The organism is Xanthomonas sp. NCPPB 3442 (genome assembly GCF_056725145.1).
Window position 1 is genome coordinate 3808272 of the sequence record NZ_CM161514.1, and the last position, 21798, is coordinate 3830069.

12 protein-coding genes are annotated in these 21798 nt (G+C 64.8%); 2 read left to right on the plus strand and 10 right to left on the minus strand.

The features are described from left to right. Positions 1-44: 44 nt before the first annotated feature. Positions 45-944, minus strand: a complete 900-nt coding sequence (locus tag AC1POX_RS16405; RefSeq protein WP_109292132.1) for a DnaJ C-terminal domain-containing protein — start codon at positions 942-944, stop codon at positions 45-47. A gap of 413 nt (positions 945-1357) precedes the next feature. After that, complete coding sequence (locus AC1POX_RS16410) at positions 1358-1834, minus strand: Hsp20/alpha crystallin family protein (RefSeq protein WP_008571577.1); 477 nt, start codon at positions 1832-1834, stop codon at positions 1358-1360. 162 nt (positions 1835-1996) lie between these two features. Between AC1POX_RS16410 and AC1POX_RS16415 the strand changes: the two genes are divergently transcribed. Beyond that, positions 1997-2479, plus strand: coding sequence for a peroxiredoxin (locus AC1POX_RS16415; RefSeq protein WP_008571578.1), 483 nt, complete (start codon positions 1997-1999; stop codon positions 2477-2479). A 40-nt stretch (positions 2480-2519) separates the two neighbouring features. Beyond that, positions 2520-3080: a ferritin-like domain-containing protein gene (locus tag AC1POX_RS16420; protein ID WP_008571580.1), complete on the plus strand. Its 561-nt coding sequence runs from the start codon at positions 2520-2522 to the stop codon at positions 3078-3080. A 348-nt stretch (positions 3081-3428) separates the two neighbouring features. On the opposite strand, the gene pbpC is transcribed toward AC1POX_RS16420, so the two are convergent. The 8 genes from pbpC to AC1POX_RS16460 all read right to left on the minus strand — a co-directional run bounded on the left by pbpC (position 3429) and on the right by AC1POX_RS16460 (position 21794). Next, complete coding sequence (gene pbpC / locus AC1POX_RS16425; protein WP_071118352.1) at positions 3429-5849, minus strand: penicillin-binding protein 1C; 2421 nt, start codon at positions 5847-5849, stop codon at positions 3429-3431. 391 nt (positions 5850-6240) lie between these two features. After that, positions 6241-7188, minus strand: a complete 948-nt coding sequence (locus AC1POX_RS16430) for a glycerophosphodiester phosphodiesterase family protein (RefSeq protein ID WP_372356398.1) — start codon at positions 7186-7188, stop codon at positions 6241-6243. A gap of 144 nt (positions 7189-7332) precedes the next feature. Next, the gene (locus tag AC1POX_RS16435; protein ID WP_372356399.1) at positions 7333-10335 is read right to left on the minus strand and encodes a TonB-dependent receptor; all 3003 of its coding nucleotides are present in this window, start codon (positions 10333-10335) and stop codon (positions 7333-7335) included. Between the two features lie 325 nt (positions 10336-10660). Beyond that, positions 10661-15562, minus strand: a complete 4902-nt coding sequence (locus AC1POX_RS16440; protein ID WP_372356400.1) for an alpha-2-macroglobulin family protein — start codon at positions 15560-15562, stop codon at positions 10661-10663. A gap of 547 nt (positions 15563-16109) precedes the next feature. Further along, positions 16110-17114 carry a nucleoside hydrolase gene (locus AC1POX_RS16445; RefSeq protein WP_046935140.1) on the minus strand — a complete coding sequence of 335 codons (1005 nt, stop codon included), beginning with the start codon at positions 17112-17114 and terminating at the stop codon, positions 16110-16112. A 76-nt stretch (positions 17115-17190) separates the two neighbouring features. Next, positions 17191-19407 (minus strand): TonB-dependent receptor, encoded by a 2217-nt coding sequence (locus tag AC1POX_RS16450; RefSeq protein WP_372356401.1) that lies wholly within the window; start codon positions 19405-19407, stop codon positions 17191-17193. A 516-nt stretch (positions 19408-19923) separates the two neighbouring features. Next, positions 19924-21123 (minus strand): 2-methylaconitate cis-trans isomerase PrpF, encoded by a 1200-nt coding sequence (prpF, locus tag AC1POX_RS16455; RefSeq protein ID WP_218501734.1) that lies wholly within the window; start codon positions 21121-21123, stop codon positions 19924-19926. Between the two features lie 113 nt (positions 21124-21236). After that, entirely contained in the window at positions 21237-21794 is a 558-nt protein-coding gene (locus tag AC1POX_RS16460) for a hypothetical protein (protein WP_218555045.1), read from the minus strand. Between the last annotated feature and the right edge of the window lie 4 nt (positions 21795-21798).

A 21798-nucleotide genomic window follows, 5' to 3' on the forward strand; every position in this document is an offset into this window, starting at 1 on the left:
CTCACCCCTCATGCGCGCAGCTGATCCAGCCCGCGTCGACCGGCTCAGCCCACGGTCTCGCCGAATGCCTTGGCCAGATTGCGGTATGCCTTCTTCTGCGCGTCGTCGGTCGGGGCCGGGGCGAGGATTTCCAGTTCCACGATCTGGTCGCCCGGGGTGGTGCCCGGCAGGCCGCGGCCGCGCAGGCGCAGCTTGCGCCCGGCATCGGAGTCGGCCGGCACCTTCAATTCGACCGAGCCGCCCAAGGTGGGCACGCTGATGGTGGTGCCCAGCGCCGCCTGCCAGGGCATGACCTGCAAGGTGTACAGGATGTTGCGCCCGTCCACTTCGAAATGCGGATGCGCCGCGTATTCGATCTCCAGCAACAGGTTGCCGCCGCCGTTGCCCTGCCCGCTCAGGCGGATCACCTGGCCGGGCTGCACGCCCTTGGGCACGCGCACGTCCAGTTGCTTGCCATTGATGGTGATGCGCACGCTGTCGCCCGAATGCACCGCTTCCAGCGGCACCGCAAGCTTGGCGCGGGTGTCGCCGCGCGCCTGCGGACCGGCGCCTGCACCGGGCCCGGCGCCCGGACCGCGCGGCCTGCCACCGCGCTGGCCGGCGAACAGGCTTTCGAAGAAATCGCTGAAGCCGCCACCGGCACCGCCGTTGCCGAACACCTCTTCGAAATCGAAGCCCTGCCCGCCACCGTAATTGGGCGGGGCCTGGAACTCGTCGCCCGGCCGGAATCCCTGCGCCTTCAACTGGTCGTAGGCCTTGCGCTTGGCCGGGTCGCGCAGCGCTTCGTAGGCTTCGTTGATCGCCTTGAACTTGTCTTCGGCGCCGGCTTCCTTGCTGACGTCGGGGTGATATTTGCGTGCGAGCCGGCGGTAGGCGGTCTTGATCTCCGCATCGCCTGCACTGGGCTCCACGCCGAGCGTTGCGTAGTAATCCTTGAATTCCATCTAATCACCTCTGGAAAAAAAACGGCCCGCAGCCGAGGCCACGAGCCAGTCCGAACGGCCAGCGCTGCGGCGGACAGCGCGAGTGCGGCGCGGCAGGCACGCAACCCTGCACCGTACGGACGTACGTGCCGGGTTCGCATACCAGCCGCGTCCACAAGCGGTCACGCCATGGAGCTGTTGGCCAATCTATTCGCAGCCGGGCGGGCAACCGCGCCTATTCTACGGCGCGACTGTCGCCGGAGAGCGAAGCTGCGGCCTCGCTCCAGGTCCAGCGTCGCGCGACGGCCAGTTCCGGCATGGCATGAGGTGCCATGCGAAACTGCCGGGCGCCTGGCCAGCCTGCACGCACAGTACAGGCCGGCCCAGCGGACACCGCGCGCCTGCACAGCGCGCCGCCGCGACGTTCCTTACGCTTACTGCACGGTGCTGCCGCTGGTGCTCTGACCGTTGCCTACCTGGATACGGCGCGGCGTGGCGGCCGGGCGCTTGGGAATGCGGATTTCCAGCACGCCGTTATGACCCGCAGCCGTGATGCCATCGGCATCGGCGCTGTCGGGCAGCGCGAAGCGGCGATGGAAGCTGCCGTGACGGCGCTCAATGCGCGAAAAGCGCTCGGTTTCGGTGCTGGATTCGCTCTTGCGCTCGCCCTTGATCGACAGGATGCCCTTGTCCATCTGCACCTCGATCTGGCTCGGGTCGATGCCCGGCAAATCGGCGTACAGCACGAAGTGATTGGGCTCTTCCTTGATGTCAACGCGCGGCACCCACTGCGCGGTCACCACGGCCGATTCGTCGGTGTCGCCGTTCTGCTCGAAGAAGCGATCGAACACATGCTTGATCTCGTTCTGCAGCGCGTGGGTGGGAAATTGGGGATAACGAACGATGTTCATTGAAAGCCTCCAAACAGGTTGATGACGGGGCCGGCGACTACGCGGTGCGCGGTTGCGCCGGCCATGTGCGTCAGATAGGCGTGGCCGCACGGATTTCAAGCGCGTTGACGCGCTTTTCCCCTACCCCTTTCTAGAATCCGTTCAGCCACAGGAGCTAGCCGCATGACCATCCACGTTGGTGACCGCATTCCCGAAGTCGTGCTCAAGCGCCTGCGCGATGGCATCGAGGCTATCGACACCCACAGCCTGTTCGCAGGCCGCAAGGTGCTGCTGTTTGCGGTACCGGGGGCCTTTACCCCCACCTGTTCGGCCAAGCACCTGCCGGGCTACGTGGAACACTTCGAGCAATTCCGCAAGCGCGGTATCGAGGTGTTGTGCACCGCGGTCAACGACCCGTTCGTGATGCAGGCCTGGGGACGCAGCCAGCTGATTCCCGACGGCCTGCACCTGTTACCCGACGGCAACGCCGAACTGGCGCGCGCCCTGGGCCTTGAAATCGACGCCAGCGGCTCGGGCATGGGCCTGCGCTCACGCCGCTACGCGCTGTATGCAGACGACGCCGTGGTCAAGGCGTTGTTTGTTGAAGAACCCGGCGAATTCAAAGTCTCTGCAGCCGATTACGTGCTGCAGCATCTGCCGGATTGAGACCCCTTTCTCCCATCACTCAGAAGGAAAACGGCCAGCCATGTCTGATCAGCCAGCCACCAAAACTCCCGCCGGTATCACCGACACTGCCACCTTGCGCGCCCGCGCGCGCCAGAGCATCGAAGACGGCGCCATCACCGAGAGCTACCACGCCGATCGCGAGAAGGTGATCGAATTGCTCAATACCGCGCTTGCCACCGAATATGTGTGCACCTTGCGCTACTACCGCCACTATTTCATGGCCAAGGGCATGCTTGCCGACGCAGTGAAGGGCGAGTTCCTGGAGCATGCGCAACAGGAGCAAGAGCACGCGCACAAGCTGGCCGAGCGCATCGTGCAGCTGGGCGGCGAACCGGATCTCAATCCGGACACCCTGACCAAGCGCTCGCATGCCGAATACAAGGAAGGCACCGACCTGCGCGACATGGTCAAGGAAAATCTCATCGCCGAACGCATCGCCATCGATAGCTACCGGGAGATGATCGACTTCATCGGCGACAAGGACACCACCACCAAGCGCATTCTCGAAAGCATCCTGGCCCAGGAAGAAGAGCATGCCGATGAATTTGCCGACATGCTGGAAGGCTGGATTGGCGAGTGAGTTGAGTTCTGCGATGTAGCGATGCGTTGCGATGAAGATCGCAGCGAGTTGAATTAAAATCGATTCGCTGATGAGACAGACAGGGCAGCGCCTCGAGCGCCCTGTCTGTCTTTTTTTGTGCCGCCAGATTGCGCGTAAACGGTCGCGCCTTGAATGAGCAACGACCGCATGAGGCGGCCAGATCCCGACACGCCGCCACCTTCGTCAACGCCTCTGTAGGAGCGCACCTGGGCGCGATGACGCATTCCCGGTAAGGCCTCTTCGCGCCCAGTTGCGCTCCTACACGTTTGTCGCGCACAGCAGGTCTGCCGCCAAGCACGGGACGGTCGCACTTGGTTGGCAACCCGGTCAGCGCAATACGCGAAAGCGCACCTGCGTCCATGCGCCATCGCTGGCCATTGCGGTGAGCGTGTGCAACCCCACTTCTTCGAAATCGCGCTGAAACCCTTGTCTTCCGCTGGTTTGCGCAATCCAGCGGCCATCCAGCAGCCAATCGATTCGCGCCTCGCTGCCCAGCGCTCGTAACTGCAACCGTACCGGGCGCGCGGCGTCGTTGGCCCGCGCAAGCGTGGCGCGGTCGCTCAAGCCGTCGATGCGTAGCACCCCACCACCGGTCATGCGCCCGTCCGGCACGCAATCGTCAGCCAAGGGCGGCAGTTGTGCGGCGGCGCGTTCGGATGTACTGAGCCAGGGCGAGACCAACGCCGGCCAGCGCGCCACCGCGCGCGGTGCACGCGCATGCGGTTGGCTGCATTCCTGCGACAACCGCTGACCGCTGCGCGCATCGACCTCGAAGCGCACCTGCCCGCTTTGCCAAAGGCGCGCATCGCGCTCGGCAAAGGTGGGCGGCACCGCACCGTCGAGTGCATATGCATCGGCACGACGTGCGCACAGAGCCGGTGGCGTCTGATCGGCAGCGCCGCCCAGCGGCCAGCAGATGTCGATTGCCTGCACCGACGGCGGCATCGGCAATGGCGCACTGTCGCCAGCGCTGCGGGGCAAGGCATCGATGACTTCGAACATCAACGGCAATGCGGTGACCGCACCGTATTGGCCCGGCAACGGGGTGCCGTCCGGCCGTCCTACCCAGACGCCGACGGTGTAACGCCGCGTTCCGCCAATGGCCCATGCATCGCGGTAGCCGTAACTGGTGCCGGTCTTCCACGCCACGCCGGGGCGTGCAGTGGTGTCGAAAGTACCGCTGCCGTATCCGGGCCGCGGATTGCTTTGCAAGATTTCGCGCACGATCCACGCCGCACCCGGCGACATCAGGCGCCGATCGATGCGCGCGTCATCCGGCGTATAGCGCACGCGTCCGGCAATGCCGCCGCGATTGAGCGCGGCGAACGCGCCCACCAACTCCTGCAACTGTGCGCCGGTGCCGCCCAGTATCAAGGCCAGCGACGGCGTGCTGCCGGAGGGAAAATGCAGCGCAATCCCGGCATTGGACAGTCGCGCAGCAAAGCGCGCCGGGCCGATGCGATCAAGCAGATCCACCGCCGGTACGTTCAACGACAGCCGCAACGCCGTGGCCGCGCTCACCGGGCCGTTGAACGCCGCATCGAAGTTGCCGGGCCGGTAGTCGCCAAAGCTCTGCGGCGCATCCACCAGCAGGCTTTCGGAATGGATCAGGCCATCGTCCAGCGCCATGCCATACAGGAAGGGCTTGAGCGTGGAGCCGGGCGAGCGCCATGCCTGCACCATGTCGACATGACCCAGGCGCTTGCGGTCGCCAAAACTGGCCGAGCCCACATAGGCGCGCGCCTCCATCGTGGCGTTGTCCACCACCAGCAATGCCGCGGAAGTGCGCTCCGGCAGCTGCGAAAAATACGTGGACACGCGCTCTTCCAGCGTGCGCTGTAATTCCACATCCAGCGTGGTGACGATACGCGCCGCACGCGGCTGCGCACTGTGCAGGCGCTGCGCCAGCAAGGCGGCATGCAACGGTGGTTTGAGCGAGCGGGTGACCACCGGTTCGATGCGCGCATCGTCCACCTGCGCGCGCGACCACACGCCCAGCTCGACCATGCGATCGAGCACCTTGTCGCGTGCGCGCTGCGCGGCTTCGGGATGACGGTCCGGGCGCAACCGGCTGGGCGACTGCGGCAATACCGCCAGCAACGCGGCCTCGGCGTGCGACAAGGCCCTGGCCGGCTTGCCCAGATACGCCCAACTGGCCGCCTCCACCCCTTCGATGGTGCCGCCATAGGGCGCACGCTCCAGATACAGCATCAGAATCTCGTGCTTGCTCAGGTGCGCTTCCAGCTGCAACGCGCGCAACAATTGCTTGGCCTTGCCCCACGGTGTGCGCGTATGCGGGTCCAGGATGCGCGCCACCTGCATGGTCAGCGTGGAGCCACCGGACACGATGTGGCCCTGCCCGATCCACTGCCCACCGGCACGCAGCAGACCCCAGGGATTGACGCCCGGGTGACGCCAGAACCAGCGGTCTTCGTAGTTCAGCAGCGCCTGCAAATACAGCGGCGAGACGCTCTGCGGCGTGGCGGGATAGCGCCATACGCCATGACGGTCGGCGAATGCACGCAACGGCGTGCCGTCGCGCGCAACCACCAAGGTGGAGGTGTCGCGGGACTTGGGCAACGGCAATGGGAAAGCCAGATCGAGCAACAGCATGACGCCCAGCAAGGCCGCCGCACTCAAGCGCAGCCACCGCAGCCAGCGACGTCGGTTGCGGGCCTGATGGTTCGGCGCTTGCGGGCGCGGCTGCGTGCGATCCATCCCTGTTGGTGCCTGCGGCTGTTCATCCATTGCGCAAAGCATGCAGGGCAAAACGCGTTTCGGCCACTCCTACGCGGCTCGGGCCTGGCGTATCGGCAGCGCGATCAGCCGCACAGCCAGCCGGACAAGCGACGGGCGCAAGGCCAGGCACAGCCCGTGAGCCACATGCGGACCTGCCTGCGCGCAACCGTCTGATCCTACCTGTGGCCACCGCATGCAGGTGGCTGCGATGATCAGGCCACTCACACCGAAGGCGCGGCCGGCGGCCTTCGGCAGCAGCACGCATTGGCGGCAGCTGGTGGCGATGCCCACGTGCGCACTTCGGTAGACGTTATGTCTCGTCCGTCGATTTGTCTGGTGCACGGCGCGCCGTGCCAGACCTGGTTGCCGCCGCCTGGGACGGCGGCATAGTCACTTCCGCTCAGCGCTTTTCCAACGTGGCGCGGTAGCGCAACAAGGCTTCCGGTGCATCGGTCTGGATGATCGACACACCGTCGCGGTACATCCGGCCCCAGACCCTGCCAGGGTCGCGCTCGGCGTCCGCATCGCCGCCATAGCCGGCAATGAAACCTTCCCACAACGAATTGACCATCAGCCGCACGTTGTGCCCCTTGCTCACCGCTGCCAGGGCCGGCAATTGCGCGGCGGTCATCTTGGGCAACTCGAATGCCATCGGACGCGCATTGCGCGTCTGTGCCGTTGCAATGGCCACAAGATCGGCATTGCCATGCGCGTTGATCAGGATCGGGAAGAAGTACACGGTGTTGAAGGGCGGCATCGCAGCCAGTGGCGCGGTAGAAATACCGGCTTCGGCCTTGACGATCACCTGATGCTGCATGCCGGCGCGTGCGACCGCGTCGATCACCTGCACGTAGATCGCGTCCTTGACATCCAGGTTGAGCAGGATGTTCCCCTTGGCCTTGGCCAGCATCTGCTCGAGCGTGACCACGCGCTGGTCGGTCAGCGGTGCCTGTGCACCGCCTTCGTCGCTGCGCAGGCGTAGCTTCTGCAGATCGGCCAGGGTCAACTCGGAGAGCTTGCCGGTGCCATCGGTAGTGCGGTCCACGGTGGCGTCATGCAGCATCACCAGGCTGCCGTCGGCGGCACGCCGCACATCGGTTTCCATCACATCGGCGCCGATGGCGATGCAGCGCTCCAACGCCGCCAGCGAATTTTCCGGTGCGGTCTCGGTGAAGCCATGCTGTGGCGCAGCGGCATGACATCCGCGGTGCGCCACCACCACGAGGCCGCCCAGCGGGTTGGTCAGGCGCGCCTGGATCGCGGCCACGCCTGTCGGTGCGGCACTTGCTGCAGTGGTCACGACTGTGCACAGCACGGCGGCGAGGACGGCAATAGGGCGTGATGTCATCGAACAACTCCAAGCAGATGTTTGCAAACGGTAGCGCGGAGGACCGGCGTTGCCGCGCGTCGCACACGCGGCTGAAATTAAGCGGGTGGACGGCAGGCATCGAATTCAGGATGGCAGGCTTCGCCACCTCTTGCCTGGCTGCCCTCACAACGTGGGCGTGAACCGCAGACCCACCCAATAGGTGGTGGGCACCGAGTAACTGTCCTTGAGCAGATTCTGCCCGGGGCCGGTCACGCTGGTGATGCGGCTGTGGGTGATGTTGCTGACCTGGCCGATCAGGCTCAACTGCTTGCTCACCGCATAGGTGGCGGTGAAATCCAGTTGCGAACGCGGCGACCAATACAGGTCCTGCCAGTCGATATTGCTGACGACCGAGCGCAGCGCCTTGCCTTGCCGGTTGTAGGCCGCGCGCAGTTCCAGCCCGCCGGTGTTGTAGAACAGCGTCGCGTTGGCGGTGTAATCGGGTTGACCGACCAGATTGTCGAGCGTGCGCTCGCGCTGGGTCAGGCTGCTGCCGCTGCCGACGCTGTAAGGCACGTCCAGGCTGCCATCGAGCAATGCGAGGTTTGCGCTGAAACCGACGCCGCTCAACCACGGCGCGACCGGCCCTAACGTGTTGACGATGCCGTTGAACTCCACACCACGGATGCGCGCCTTGGCGGCATTGGCCGGTGTGCTGATCAACGCATTCGCATATGTGGTGCCGTCGAAGGTGAAGCTATCGGTGCGCGAGAGCGTGAAGATCTCGTCCTGGATATGTTTGTCGAAGACGGCAGCGGACGCGAACGCATCGAAATCGCCGGGAAGGCGCCATTCCAGCGACAGGTCCAGGTTGTTGGACACGCGCGGCTTGATGTCGGGGTTGCCGATGGTGACGGTGACGCCCTGCGCATTCGGGTTGCCGGCGTCTGTCGTATTGACGAAGCCGATGGAGGTGCGCGCCGCATAGGCGTCGTACGGCGGGCGGCCCAACGTGCGGCTTGCACCGGCACGCAGATCCAGCGCATCGGTCAGGTGATAGGTCATCACCGCCGAAGGCAGCAGATAGTCGTAATCCGCACTGGTCGGGTTATCGACGTACACGTAGTGATTGGTTGCCGCATCCAGCTGCCGCTGGCGGCCCACCGTGTCGAGCTTGGTGCTGTCGAAATGCACACCGGCCTGCGCGTTCAAGCGATCGCTGCGATAGCTGACCAAGCCATAGCTACCGAAGATTTTTTCGGTATGCGTGAAATTATCCTGGTTGCTGAAGGCCTGCTGGTCGGTGCTGTTGAATGCGCTCAACGGCGTGGCCGCCAGCACGCGATTGGCCTTGTTCGGGTCGATGCTCAGCAGGTTCAAACCGGCATAGCGCATCGGCGCCCTGCCGGTGCCTACCACGTCGGCCAGGCCGAACGCCGGCGCCGTCGTATTGGGCTGATACTCGACGCGATAGATCTCATAGGACGGCTTGTCGGTGGTATACGACACGCCTGCCGCAAAACCGATGCCTTGATCGCTTTCGCCTTGGTTGAAACCGTAATCGAGCCGACCGGTGAGGATGCGGTCGGACGCGGTGCGTTTATAGTCCGGGCGCCAGTACGACAGGCTGTAATTGTCCAGGTCGTCATACGCCTGCGGCGACACGCCGAAGCGTTGATCCAGGCCGGAAGTGTCGTAATTGAACGCATAATTGGGCGTGGCATTGATGGTCACGCCACTGCCGGTCTGGCCCACCGGCACCGGTGCCGGACGCGTGATGCCGGTGGCGTACTTGATCATGCGAATCGGCTCGTCATAGGTCGCATCCGACCACGCGCCACGCGCGGAAAGCTGTTGGCGATCGGTGGGCCGCCAGATCGTTCCCAGCTGCGCCACCTTGGTACGCGTGGTGACGATCTGGTTCGAATAGCCCACCTCGATGTCGCCACCGGGATAACTGCCGGAGGTTGCGGTTTGATTGAAGACCTGGCCACGGTTGCGCGGGTCGATGATGACCTCGTTGCGCTCCATGTCGTCCTTGAAATAGTAGTAGCCGGCCATGGCGTAGGCTTCGAGCGCCGCACTGGGCCGCATCTCGAACTTGCCGGTGAGGCCATAACGGTCGCGCTGATCTTGCACGTACCAGTATTTATCCTGCTGCGGCACCGCCCAGCCATTGCCGAGATTGTCGCCGGTCTGCAACACACCGCTGTTGTCGTAGAACCCGTAGTGCACCGTGTCGGTGGTCATATGGGTTTCGGTGTAGCTGCTCAGCGTTTGATAGTTGGCAGACACGGTGAGACCGTACTGCTGCTCGCTACCGAAGGTGCGGCTGCCGGTGGCGTTGACGCGATAGCCCGGATCGTCCTGATCGCGCGGCTTGCCCACATCGTTGGCGTGGCCTAGCGCCGCCTCGGCGCTGAAGAACGGCTTGCCGCCGTTTTCGAACGCGCTGCGGGTTTTCAGGTTGATCGCACCGCCGGTGGCGTTGGGGTCCAGGTCGGGCGTGAAGGTCTTGACCACCTGCAATTCGCTGACCATCGAGGCCGGCAACAGATCCAGGCGCACACCGCGGGTGATCGAACCGAGCGTGCCGTTCGGTGTACCGGGCGAGGCGATGGTGAGCCCGTCGATGGTGACGTTGTTGTATGACGGCCCCAGGCCACGCAATACCGGCGTGGCCGCTTCATCGCGCGGATGCTCGTTGTCGGTGGCAGGCAAGACGGACAAGCCCGGCACGCGCCGCAATGCCTCAACGATGGTGCTGTCGGGCAAGGCACGCACGTCGGTGGCGCTGATCACATCGGTGATATTGGTGGCCGCACGCTTGCTTTCCACCGCAGCCGCGTTGGCGCGGCGCACGCCGGTGACCTGCATGGCATCGAGGGTTTGTACGCCGGTTTTGGCCATGTCTGCGGCAGTTGCATCTCTGCTAGGTGCGTCGCTGTTGGGTGCGTCGCTCGGCGAGGCTGCGGTCGCGAGGCCAGAGAGTTTTTCAAAGGCTGACGCTGTCTCGACAGGTCGCTGGCTTTCGTTGGATGAAGCACCGGCTGGGCGCATCGATGACGCCAGGCGCGCGGAGTCGGATGAGGTAGCGACACTTCGAGCCTGCACGCCAGGCGAGCATGCTGCGATGGCCACAGCGAGAACGGACAGGTGCATACGGTACGGATCGAAGCGCTGCATGGAATCCCGTAAGTCGCGCAGCAATCATGCTGCGCTGATGAGAAAGCACGCCACCGTAGAGCGTAAAAATGACCTTTGCGTGTCGCTACCATCGCACCGAGAAGACAAGGCGCAGCGATATCGCTGTATGCGAAGCAAGCACTCAGCGGCTACCGGGAAACATCGCAAGCGCGCTGCAAAAGCCCCTCTACTTGCGGGAGAGGGGCTGGGGTGAGGGTACGGGCGAAGCCACTCATGCCATGCCAACGACACCAGGCTTCGCTCGTCCCCTCATCCGCCCCTGGCAGGGCCCCTTCTCCCGACGGAGAAGGGCGAACGCGTCACCTTACGGCTGCACCACCGTCATCGTGGCTGGCGTGCTGCGCCCCACACCACGCAACTCCGGCCGGTACATGTCTTCCACCAGCGAGGGCGGCACCGTGTAGGTCCCCGGGGTGACGGCACGCACCAGGTAGTACACCTGCGCCTTGCTGCCCGAAGACAGCGCCAGCGCGGCCACATAGCGGTCGTCGCGGAACTCTTCGTGCTTGACGTCGGCGGCGCTGGACCGCTCGCTGATGCCGATGCCGTCCACCACCACGTCGGCCCACTGCTTGGCATCGCCCAGATTGAAATTCTCGATTTCCAAACCGGCCGGCAACAGGTCGGTGAGCAAGGCGTCGGGCATGCTGCTGTTGGCAGTGATGCTGACGCGCACGATCAACGCTTCGCCTTCCTTGAGTGGACGCGGGGTCCACGGCTTGCCGTCGGTGGTGTACCAGCTGCGCTCCACGCTGAGATTGCGCGTGTCCGGTTCCGGTGCGCTGCGCGGAATGCCGGCCACTTCCAGGCTGGCGTACATCGGCGCCTCGCCTTGTGGCGCGAACTGCACGCCGCGCGCCAGGGCGGCACTGTCGAAACTGCGCCCGAACACGCGTGCCGGTGCGATCTGCTGTACCTGGTCGCCCACCGTCAAGCTGCCGGACACCTGTTTGCCCTGCCCGACCATCAACGCCTTGCCCAACCGCGCAAGCGCCACTTGCTCCTGCGTGCTCAGCCACAACCAACCGGTCGCGCGACGTGCATCCAGCGCGCGGCCCAGGGCCACCGCGCGGGTGTCGTACTCGGGCATGGACAAACCGCGTTCGTGCAGCAACGCCATCATCAACGCGTCGTCGCGGATCGCGCTGCCGTAATCGCCGAAGTACGGCGGACGCTCGCTGCTGTCCTTGGCAAACCCGGCCTTGATCGCCGCATCGCCACGCTTGGTATCGCCCTGCAGCGACAAGGCGATGCCCAGATGCACCAGCGACAGGCCCGTCAGCGCCTTGTCGCGCTGGTTGTCGTACAGCGCGCGCAGCGTGCCCAGCGGCGCGCGGTTGACGCGTGCCAGTACGTAGCCGGACCAGGCCTGATTGGCGAACTTCAAGTTGTCGCGACGGTCCTGCCCATAGAACTCGTTGCCACCGGACAACAGATCTTCGCTCAGGCGATTGAGCGCCTTCTGCAGCACCGTGTCGGGCACCGCAAAACCGGCCTCCTTGGCGTCGAGCAGGAATTCGGCAATGTATGGGGTCAGGCCCGGATTGACGTGGCCATCGTCGCCCCACATCGAAAAATGCCCGCTGGCGATCTGCATCGACGCCAGACGCCCGAACGCGCCTTCCATGCGCTCGCGGCGCTTGGCCGCCTCCAGCCCCTTGGTGCCGAGCGTTCTGGCGGCGGCATCGTCGAGCAGCAGCGCCGCATAGCCCTTGCTGGTGGTCTGCTCGGCGCAGCCGTACGGATACTCCAACGCGCCCTGCAATGCGCTGGCGAACGGAATCGGCGGCAACGCGCTGACCACCATGCGCGCGGTCACCGAGCCGGCCATCAGGCCATCGGCAAAGCCGCTGTCCAGGGTGATCGGCGCCAGCGGGTCGAGCACGCGGGTCTGTGCCCGCAACACCTGTGGCCAGCCGGCGCGCACCGGCAGCTCGTAGCTGCGGTCGGCCTTGAAGCCATTGCCATCCACGCGCACGCGCACCTTGGCCACGCTATAGCCTTCGGTGGCGCTCAGCGGGAAGCTCAGCGTCTGCTTGGCGTCCACGCCGAGCTTGACGCTGCGCGACGCCTCGCCGATGGCGAGCGGGCCAATGCCCTCCACACGCACGCTGAATTCGCCCAGCTTGCCGGTGAAATTCTGCACGTCCAGCGTCACCGTGCTGCGGTCGCCCGGTGCCATCACGCGCGGCATGCTGGCTTCGGCCAGGATCGGCGCACGCACGATGGTTTCCATATCGCGGTTGCCGTAACGGGTATCCGAGTACACCAACGCCGACACGCGCAAGCTGCCATTGAAATCCGGCACCGGCAGTTGCACGCGCGCATTGCCCTTTGCGTCGAGTTTTACCGAGCCGGAAAACAGGTCAACCGTCTGCACGCGCGCGGTCGGGCGCTTGGCCTGCGGCAAGGCTTCCAGCGCCATGTCACCGCCGAACTTCAGCTTGCCGCTGGCGCCTTCGAAACTTTCGATCACCCGCCCATAGATGTCGTACGCATCGGTCCCCAGACGACGCTGCGCGAAGAACTGTGCGTTGGCATCGGGCACCGGGAAACGGGTGATGTTGAGGATGCCCACGTCCACTGCCGAAATGGTCACGTGCGCGGCCTTGCCCGCCAGTTCGGGCACGCTCACCGTCACCGGCAACGGCTGCTCGGGCCGCATCTGCTTGGGCGCGGACAAGCCCACCGCCACCCGCCGCGCCTTGCGGTCCATCGGCACATAGGCCACGCCCACCGCGCGTGCCGGGGTGATCTTGCTGGGCGCACTGCCGCCGCGGAAGACCAGTGCGGTGACATACACATCGTGGCGCTCCCACGCCTCGGTCACCGGAATCTCGAAGCTGCTGCCGGGCTTGACGTCGATGTCCTGCACGTACAACAGCTTGTCGCTTTCCACCAGCAGCACGCCCTTGCCGGCATGCGGCGGAGTCAGCGTGACCTTGAGCGTGTCGCCGGCACGGTAGCCGGTCTTGTCCAGCGCCAGCTTGACCTTGTCCGGGCGCGCATCCAGGCCACGGTTTTCATCGTTCCAGCTCCAGCCGGCGCGGAACGGGTAACGCGTGGTCAGCCCGCTCGCCGGGTCGAATACGTCCAGGCGGTACTCGCCCCACTCCACCGGGAAATCGATCTTGGCATTGACGCTGCCCACATCCAGCGTGCGCGTGTCCTTGTTTTCGAAGCGACGGGTGAAGTCGTAATCCCAGTGGTTGTCGGTGTAGTTCCAGTGGTAATCGCGCAGCTCGCGCACCAGCGTGACCTTCAGGCCCTTGGCCGGCTGCGGCTTGCCATCGGCATCCACGCGGGTCACTTCGAAGCGCGCCGTCCCATTGGCATCGGCGCCGTCGGCGTCGTCGAACAACGGGCGCACGCCGACCAGGGCCTTGGCCGGCCACAGCACGCGCTTGAGGGTGCGGGTGACCGTGCGCCCGCCGGTTTCGTACACGCTGCCGGAGACGACCGCGGCAATCGTGCTGACCGGCTTGGCCTCGTCCGGCAATGCGATGTCTTCGCGCAGGATGCCGTCGCCACCGAATTCGGTGTCGATCACATCCCTGGCTTCGCGCGGCAGCTCCAGCGTGGGGTCGCCGAAGAACCAGCCGGGCAACGCTTCGAGCGGATGCTGCTCGACGCTCACTGCCAGCTTGGCGGTGAAACGGTTGCCAGCGGCCGGTGCGCCGTACAGATACGCGGCATTGGCCACCAGCTTGAACGGCTGGCCGGCGCTCAAGGTCTTTTGCGTGCTGTCCAGGTCCAGCTTCATGCGCTCGGGCAGGAACTCTTCCACGCGCACGGTCATGCCCTGCACGGCATCCTTGCTGGCCGGATCTGTGCGAAATTCCACCTGCCAACGGCCGGTCGGTGCATCGGCCGGAATCTGCTGGGCGAATTCGAAGTAGCCCTGCTCGCCCGGCAGCAGTTTGGTCTCGCGGAAGGTCTTGCCGTCCGGCTGCTTCAGGCGCAGGAACACCGGTTGCGGCTTGGTCGGTTTGCCGTCGTTGTCGCGCAGGATCGCCGAGACGCGCATGGTCTCGCCGGGGCGATACAGATCGCGACCGGCCCAGGCGAACACATCGAACCACGCGCCCTGGCGCCCGGCCACGGCGAACTCGCTCAGATCCAGTGCGGGCTGGTTGAACGGCAGCAGCGTAATGTCGGTCTTGCTGCGTGCGGTCAGCACATGGCCGGCGTCGAGCGTGTAGTTGAGCAGCGCATTGCCGTTACCGTCGGTCGCCCCTTTCAGGAACAACTCGCCCTTGGCATCGAGGATGCGCAGCTCCACGTTCTTGACCGGCTCGCCGCTCTGCAACGAGGCGGTGTGGACGAACAACTTGTCCTTGTAGGCGCGCGTATGCAGGCCGATGTCGCTGACGGTAAAGAACGCGGTGTCGAATTCGTTCTCGAAACTGCCGGCGCGCTTCATCACCGCGAAATACAAACCCGGTTCCTGCAGCTCCTTGATGTCCTGCGTCGGCAGGTAGGTCAGCACACGCTCGTTCTGCTTGCCGCCAAGGATGAAGCGATTGACGTAGACCGGGTCGGCCAGCTTGGACAACGGCTGGTTGCCGCTGTATTCGCTCTCCAGATCCCAGCTGCCACGGCGCCCGCCACGCTGGAACTGCTGGAAGAACGCCGGCAGCGACTTCTCGCGCACGCGCAGGAACTCGACGTCCACTTCCGGCACGTTCACCGACACCACCGGCAGGCCACGGCTCTCGCGCGCCGGCAGCACGCTGCCCTGCGAAGCGAACCCGGCCACAGGCTTGAGTTCGCCGGTGTAGACCTTTTGCTTGAGTGGCTTGCCCAGGCGGCTGCCGTCGGCGGCCAGCAGGTTGGCGTCGACCAGTACGGTGTAGTCCTTGGCCGCTTCGACGTACGGGTAGCGCAGCGTCTTGCCGTCCTCGGACAGCGTCCAGCTACTGTCGCCCGTGCCCACCTTTTCTTCGAAGCGCACCAGCGCATCGAAATCCTGCGTGCCGACCAGTGGCCGCGAGAATTCCAGTGCCAGCGACAGGCCGTCGCTGGTCTGGTCGGGATAGGCACGCGCCAGCGCGAAACCGGTGATGGCCTGCTTTTCGGCCTTGATCGCCTCGCCACTGGCGGCGGGTAGCTGACCGCTTTCGTTGCGCTTGCACGCCACCGCGCCGATCGCCACGGCCAGCAACACCGCCCACAGCACAACCCGCCGCGTGCCCGACCGCATCATCCGTGATCCCTGGCTGTCCATTCGTGCTACTCGCAATGTGAGAACGCAAGTATAACGACGCTGCGCATCTGGCTGATGGCGCCGATGCGACGACGTGGCTGCTTGCCGATGGGCGGCAAGCGTGCGCTGCTGGCGAGCGATGCGATGGCAGACTGGCGGTGAGCGCAGTGGTCTGGTACTCGCGCTTGGAGCGACCGCCGAACCACGTCATGCCGCCTGGCGCAGGCAGCTGGACTGCGACTTGCCTGCAGGGCCTCGCTCGTTCTGTCATCGCGTCCATCGAATGCCAACAATCGATCCGCGGCAGCACGCGAGCGAAGTGACCCGCGTTCAGTTGGTCAGCAGCCAACTGTTTAGCGCGGTGCCCTCACCGCTTGCGGGACCGATGGCGGCATGGATGACGCCATCGATCCCCCACGGACAGGTTCACGGCGTGTCCCGTGATCGGTGAGGGCACCGCGCTGTCGACCAACCCGGCTTTTGGCTAGATCACAAAGAGCTGCAAAGAAGCACTCGCCGCGGGATCAGGCATGACTCTTTGTGTTCCTCATTCTCCGTGCAACTCCAACAACGCACGCATGTACATCTCGATCAGCGCCGGCTTGTCCACGTGCAAACAGGCCTGCACATTGGGCGCACCAGCCCCTTCGCGGGTATAGCCTTGCGCATCCACGTCCAGATGCAAGGGCGTGGTCGGGCACAGCGCCGGACGTAGCAACCAGGCCACCGGCACCACATCGAACAACGTGGGCGTGGCACTGGCCCAGGGCTGGTCGGTGTTGCGCCACTGGTAGTACAGCTGCGTGAGCGCATCGGTCAGCCCGTCGCCATGCGCAAACAGTGCGATGCGCTCGGGTTCTTCCAGGCTGATCTGCGTGGCATCCAGTGGCAACAGCACGATTGGCACACCAGATGAGAACACGCGCTGCGCTGCAGGCACATCGGCCAGGATGTTGTACTCCGGCGCCGGCGCACTGGCCGGACGATACGCAGACTTGCCATAACCCACCCGCACCGATCCGCCCATCGCCACCACACGCTTGAGCTTGGCAAAGCCGACCGGGTCACGTTGCTGCGCCAGCGCCGCATCGGTCATCGGCCCCAGCACCAGCAAGGTGACCTCGCCCGGATGCTGGCGCGCCTGCTGCAGGATCATCGCGGCCGCATCCGGCAGTGCCGCCGGCAACTGCCCCTTGGCCGCCCAGCGCGCCTGGCTGAAGGCGATGGTGCTGGTGGTACGCGCGCCCGCTGCCAGCGGAATCTCGCTGCGCCCGGCCTGCTGCAACAACCGCTGCAGCAACTGCGCACGCAACGCGGTGTCGCCCCATGTCGATGCGATGCCCAGCACCTGCAACTGCGGGCGACGCAGCAATAGCCCCAACGCGAAGGCATCGTCGATATCGTCGCCAACGTCGGTAGAGACCACCACTTTCTCGGCCTGCACCGATGCCAGCGTGGATTGCACGGCCGCGGCCGACTGCTGCGCCCCCGCGGTTGTCGCCACGCACCACATCGCCATCGCTACCCACGCGCGTTGCCAGGTCCGCTGCATCTGCCCACTCCTGCTGCCATAAAAAAACCGCCGGCATGATCGCCGGCGGTTCGATAGTGCTCCACCAAAACGCCGATCAGAAGTTGGCGCGGAACTGCGCACCCACGATGCGCGGGTCGTTGATGAAGCCGGTGAGGTTGTTGAAGTCGATCGCACCGGTCACGCGGATCTGATTGGTGCAGTTGCGGCAGAACACCGACAACTCGTACGCACCCGCGCCCCAGTTGTAGCCGATCTTGGCGCCACCTTCGACCAGCGGCTGGCCGGTGAATTCCTTGGAGTCGTACAGGAAGAAGTTCACTTCACTGCGGTACGACCAGTCCGTGTAGAAGAACAGCTCGCCGTCGTTGCCCATCGGAATGCCGTAACGCAGGGTGGCGTTGGCCATCCACTTGGCTGCCTGCGGCAGGTCGTTGCCGTCGATCACCGCACGGCCGGCCGCGTTGATCGGGTCGGTGACCGTGCAGGTACGGCAGATGCCCACCGACAGGTTCGGGTCGTCGATGCGGGTCCAGTTGTAGGCGCCGCCGGCGGTGACGCGCAGGTTCTGGGTGAGCAAGGCTTCGAAATCGAACTCCGCGCCGCGGGCCTTGGTCTTGTCGGCATTGAGCAGGCGGATGTCGTTGGACGCGCCACCCACCGCCGTGAGCTGCTGGTTCTTCACCCGGAAATCGTAGATGTCAAAGCTCAGGCGCGCGCGGTTGTCGAACAGGTCCGACTTGATGCCGACCTCGAACGAATCCACCGTCTCCGGCTCGGCCACGGTCAGCGGCGCGGTGCCCGACGGCACGCCGAAGCTGGCGCCGCGGAAACCGCGTGCGGCACGTGCGTACACATTGACGGCGTCGTTGATGGAGAACGTAGCCGCCAGATCGCCGGTGACCTTGGAGTTGTCGGTCTCGCCGCTGGACGGTTCGACCAGGGTGACGCGGTCCAGCGCCAGCACGTCGAAGGTCTTCTTGTCGTAGGTGTAGCGGATGCCGGCGCGCAGGTTCAAACGGTCGGTGGCCGCGTAGTTCAACGAGCCGAACGCCGCCCAGGAGGTATTGCGCTGGCGGGTCAGCTGATAGCTGGCCAGATCACCGCCGCTGAGGGTGTTGTAGGTGTAGTTTTCGCCTTCCACATCGTCGTGGAAGTAGTACAGGCCGGCCTGCCAGTTGAGCGGGCCGTCGTACTGCGATTCGGCGCGCACTTCCTGGCTGTACTGGTCCAGGCTCTTGATGCCGCCGGCGGTTTCCACCGGGAACGGAATCACGCCCGGGCCCGACGGCGGCGCGAACACCGCGCCGAAGCCACCGTCGATATCGCCACGGCTGTAGTACTTGCCGATCCCTTCGTAGGCGGTGATCGAGTGCAGCGCGATGTCGCCCAGGTCCCAGGTCAGGTTGGCGCTGCCGCCGTAGGTCTGCAGTTCCTGGCGGTTGGCACCGTCGATGAAGGATTTTTCCGCATCGAAGCCATCCACCAGCTGATTGGTACCGGGCTGGATGATGTTGGCGCGGAACAGGCGCGCGGTACCGTCCAGATGGCGCGCATGCGCATTGAACAACGCGCTGAAGTCGTCGCTGGCCTGGTACAGCAGCTGCAGGCGCACGGCCGAATCGGTATAGCCTTCCAGGTCGCGGCCGTCGCGGTTTTCCACCCAATCGTCGCGGCGCTGGCCCAGCGTGGACAGACGCGCTGCCCAATGGTCGCCCATCGCGATGCTCAGGCCGCTTTCCAGGGTCATGGTGCCGTAGGTGCCGTACGACAGGCTGGCGTAGCCGTCATTGGCGCCGATGGTCGGCTTGACCGAATTGAACTTGACCACGCCTGCCGGCGTGTTGCGGCCGAACAGCGTGCCCTGCGGGCCGCGCAGCACTTCCAGGCCTTCCAGATCGAAGATCGGGAAGCCCTTCAGGAAGGCGTTTTCCTGCACCACGTCGTCATAGATCAACGACACCGGCTGCGAGGCGTAGGTGTTGAAGTCCGTATTGCCGTAGCCGCGGATGTACACGCGCGGGAACACACGGCCGTTGGACGATTCGATGTTCAGGCTGGGCGCCTTGCCGGCCAGCACGCGGATGTCCGAGCCGCTGGTGGAGATGGCATCCAGGAACTCCGGGCGCAATACCGAGGCGGAAACCGGCACATCCTTGGAGTCTTCCGAACGCCGCTCGACCGTGACCTTGACCGCATCCAGACGCACGACGCCGTCGTCGCCGGACGTCTGCTGGGCAGCGGCATAGAGCGGAAGAAGGGAAACGACGGCAACGGCAAGCGCGCTGATCTTGAGCGACCGGCTGGCGGACATGGGAAGAACTCCGGATTCTGGTGGCGGGGCGGCCCGGCCTGCGTGCCGCGGTGCAACAGAATTAACACGATTTACACAATTATGGCAGGGCGCGTGCGAAAAAGTTTCCAGAATTCGAAACAGCGTTCGAATTAATGCAACACGGCAGTGCGTTTTACACGATGGCGAAAAAGGAGGCTTGGTTAGCGACGCTGGCCACGCTGCCATTTACTGCGCTGTGGTGGCCAGCGCCAATCACTTGGGGGCGCAACAACATCGATCAATGGCATTGGGAATGACCATCCAGCGTGGACATACGCCGGACTGAAACGCAGATGTTCCGGGTTCTACGCGCATGCCTGGAAGAGCCGATGCGGAGCAGATCCGGCTAATGCGGGCAGCGCGACGCCGGCTCCGCATCGCCACCAGGCGTGCCCGACCGACGCGATGCCGCTATCGCACACCAGCACCAGTGAAGTGCCTCGCACGCCAGGCATGTGTCGCGTGCATCCACGCGCGCCAACACCCTGCGCAGGCCTATCCAACCTCGGCAACCGGCGCCGGCACCCTGACCCACCCCTCCATCAACACCCGCGCACTGCGGCTCATCAGCGCCTTGGTCACCTGCCACTGGCCCTCGACCAGCTGCGCCTGCGCGCCGACCCGCAAGGTGCCGGATGGATGCCCGAAGCGCACCGCCGAGCGCGCCGCACCGCCGGCAGCCAGATTGACCAGCGTGCCCGGCACGGCTGCAGCGGTGCCGATCGCCACTGCTGCAGTGCCCATCATCGCGTGATGCAATTTGCCCATCGACATCGCACGCACCAACAGATCGATTTCGGCCGCGTGCACCGGCTTGCCGCTGGACGCGGTGTAGTCGGCCGGCGGCGCCACGAAGGCGACCTTGGGCGTGTGTTGCCGTGTCGCGGCGTCTTCCACCTTCGCAATCAAACCCATCCGCACCGCACCGTGTGCGCGCAATGTCTCGAACATGGTCAAGGCGCGCGGGTCGCCATTGATGGCGTCCTGCAGCTCGGTCCCGGTGTAGCCCAGGTCGCGCGCGTTGACGAAGATGGTGGGAATGCCCGCATTGATCAGCGTGGCATCGAGCGTGCCCAGCCCGGGAATTTCCAGTTGATCGATGACGTTGCCGGTGGGAAACATCGCCCCGCCCTCGCCTTCGGCATCGTCGGCCGGGTCGAGAAATTCCAGCTGCACTTCGGCTGCAGGAAAGGTCACGCCGTCCAGTTCAAAGTCGCCGGTTTCCTGCACCAGCCCATCGGCCATCGGCACATGCGCCACAATCGTCTTGCCGATATTGGCCTGCCAGATGCGCACCGTGGCCACGCCATCGCGTGGCACGCGTGCGGGATCGATCAAACCGCCGGCGATGGCGAATGGTCCCACCGCCGCCGACAGATTGCCGCAGTTGCCGCTCCAATCCACGAACGCGCTGTCGATGGACACCTGCCCGAACAGGTAGTCCACATCATGCCCATCGCGCGTGCTGGCCGACACGATCACGCTCTTGCTGGTGCTGGAAGTAGCACCGCCCATGCCATCGATCTGCTTGGCATACGGATCCGGGCTGCCGATCACCCGCAACAACAGCGCATCGCGTGCAGCGCCCGGTTGCTGCGCGGCCGCGGGCAGATCCTGCAGACGGAAAAACACGCCTTTGCTGGTACCGCCGCGCATGTAGGTGGCGGGGATGCGGAGTTGGGGAGCGAATGCCATGCATGTTCCTTGGAAACGACGTGCGGACGTGATGTCAATGATTTTGCCTAATGCATCTGTACGGCCTGGTCAAGCGTCACCATGACAGTCGCAGGCACGCCTTGCTGCTCAGGTCATAGCGGCAGTTGCGTCTGCTCCGGCATGAGCCCCTCAGGTCGCAATGGCCAAGATCCGATGGGTACATAGCGATACGGTCGCCCACCGCCTTCAACCAACAGCACCTCGGTGGCGTGCCAGATGATGGGCACGATTGGCTGGTTGAGCTTACCGGGCGCTGCATAGCTGATCGTTATGTGTGGCGTGTGTCCGCCCCCGCCATGCAGGCCTTCCGCACACAGCGCTGCTGCGATGGCAGCCTGCAATGCAACGAAGGCAAATGGCGTGCCCTCTGCCCGGAATGCCCAATGCACCGGGTCGGTTCCGCCACTGGTGATCCGATTCAAGCAGAACGTCACTGCCTGAGCATCGAGACGATCGCCCGCGCGCAGCATTGCGGCACGCGCAGCCGACCCTTCAAACCGATCCGAAACCGATTGATGCCAGTTGCCTGGATCGAAGTACGCCTCACCAAGCAGTGCATCCAGGCGGTGTGCAGCCACGACACCGGCCATCGCTTCAAGCACCTGCGGTGGCGGCTTGAGCATGAAGATCAATCGCGAAGAATCGGCCATGGTG

Coding starts and splice junctions, on each gene's coding strand:
- AC1POX_RS16405 (WP_109292132.1), bottom strand. CDS start 944: ATGGAATTCAAGGATTACTACGCAACGCTCGGCGTGGAGCCCAGTGCA.
- AC1POX_RS16410 (WP_008571577.1), bottom strand. CDS start 1,834: ATGAACATCGTTCGTTATCCCCAATTTCCCACCCACGCGCTGCAGAAC.
- AC1POX_RS16415 (WP_008571578.1), top strand. CDS start 1,997: ATGACCATCCACGTTGGTGACCGCATTCCCGAAGTCGTGCTCAAGCGC.
- AC1POX_RS16420 (WP_008571580.1), top strand. CDS start 2,520: ATGTCTGATCAGCCAGCCACCAAAACTCCCGCCGGTATCACCGACACT.
- pbpC (WP_071118352.1), bottom strand. CDS start 5,849: ATGGATGAACAGCCGCAGGCACCAACAGGGATGGATCGCACGCAGCCG.
- AC1POX_RS16430 (WP_372356398.1), bottom strand. CDS start 7,188: ATGACATCACGCCCTATTGCCGTCCTCGCCGCCGTGCTGTGCACAGTC.
- AC1POX_RS16435 (WP_372356399.1), bottom strand. CDS start 10,335: ATGCAGCGCTTCGATCCGTACCGTATGCACCTGTCCGTTCTCGCTGTG.
- AC1POX_RS16440 (WP_372356400.1), bottom strand. CDS start 15,562: ATGATGCGGTCGGGCACGCGGCGGGTTGTGCTGTGGGCGGTGTTGCTG.
- AC1POX_RS16445 (WP_046935140.1), bottom strand. CDS start 17,114: ATGCAGCGGACCTGGCAACGCGCGTGGGTAGCGATGGCGATGTGGTGC.
- AC1POX_RS16450 (WP_372356401.1), bottom strand. CDS start 19,407: ATGTCCGCCAGCCGGTCGCTCAAGATCAGCGCGCTTGCCGTTGCCGTC.
- prpF (WP_218501734.1), bottom strand. CDS start 21,123: ATGGCATTCGCTCCCCAACTCCGCATCCCCGCCACCTACATGCGCGGC.
- AC1POX_RS16460 (WP_218555045.1), bottom strand. CDS start 21,794: ATGGCCGATTCTTCGCGATTGATCTTCATGCTCAAGCCGCCACCGCAG.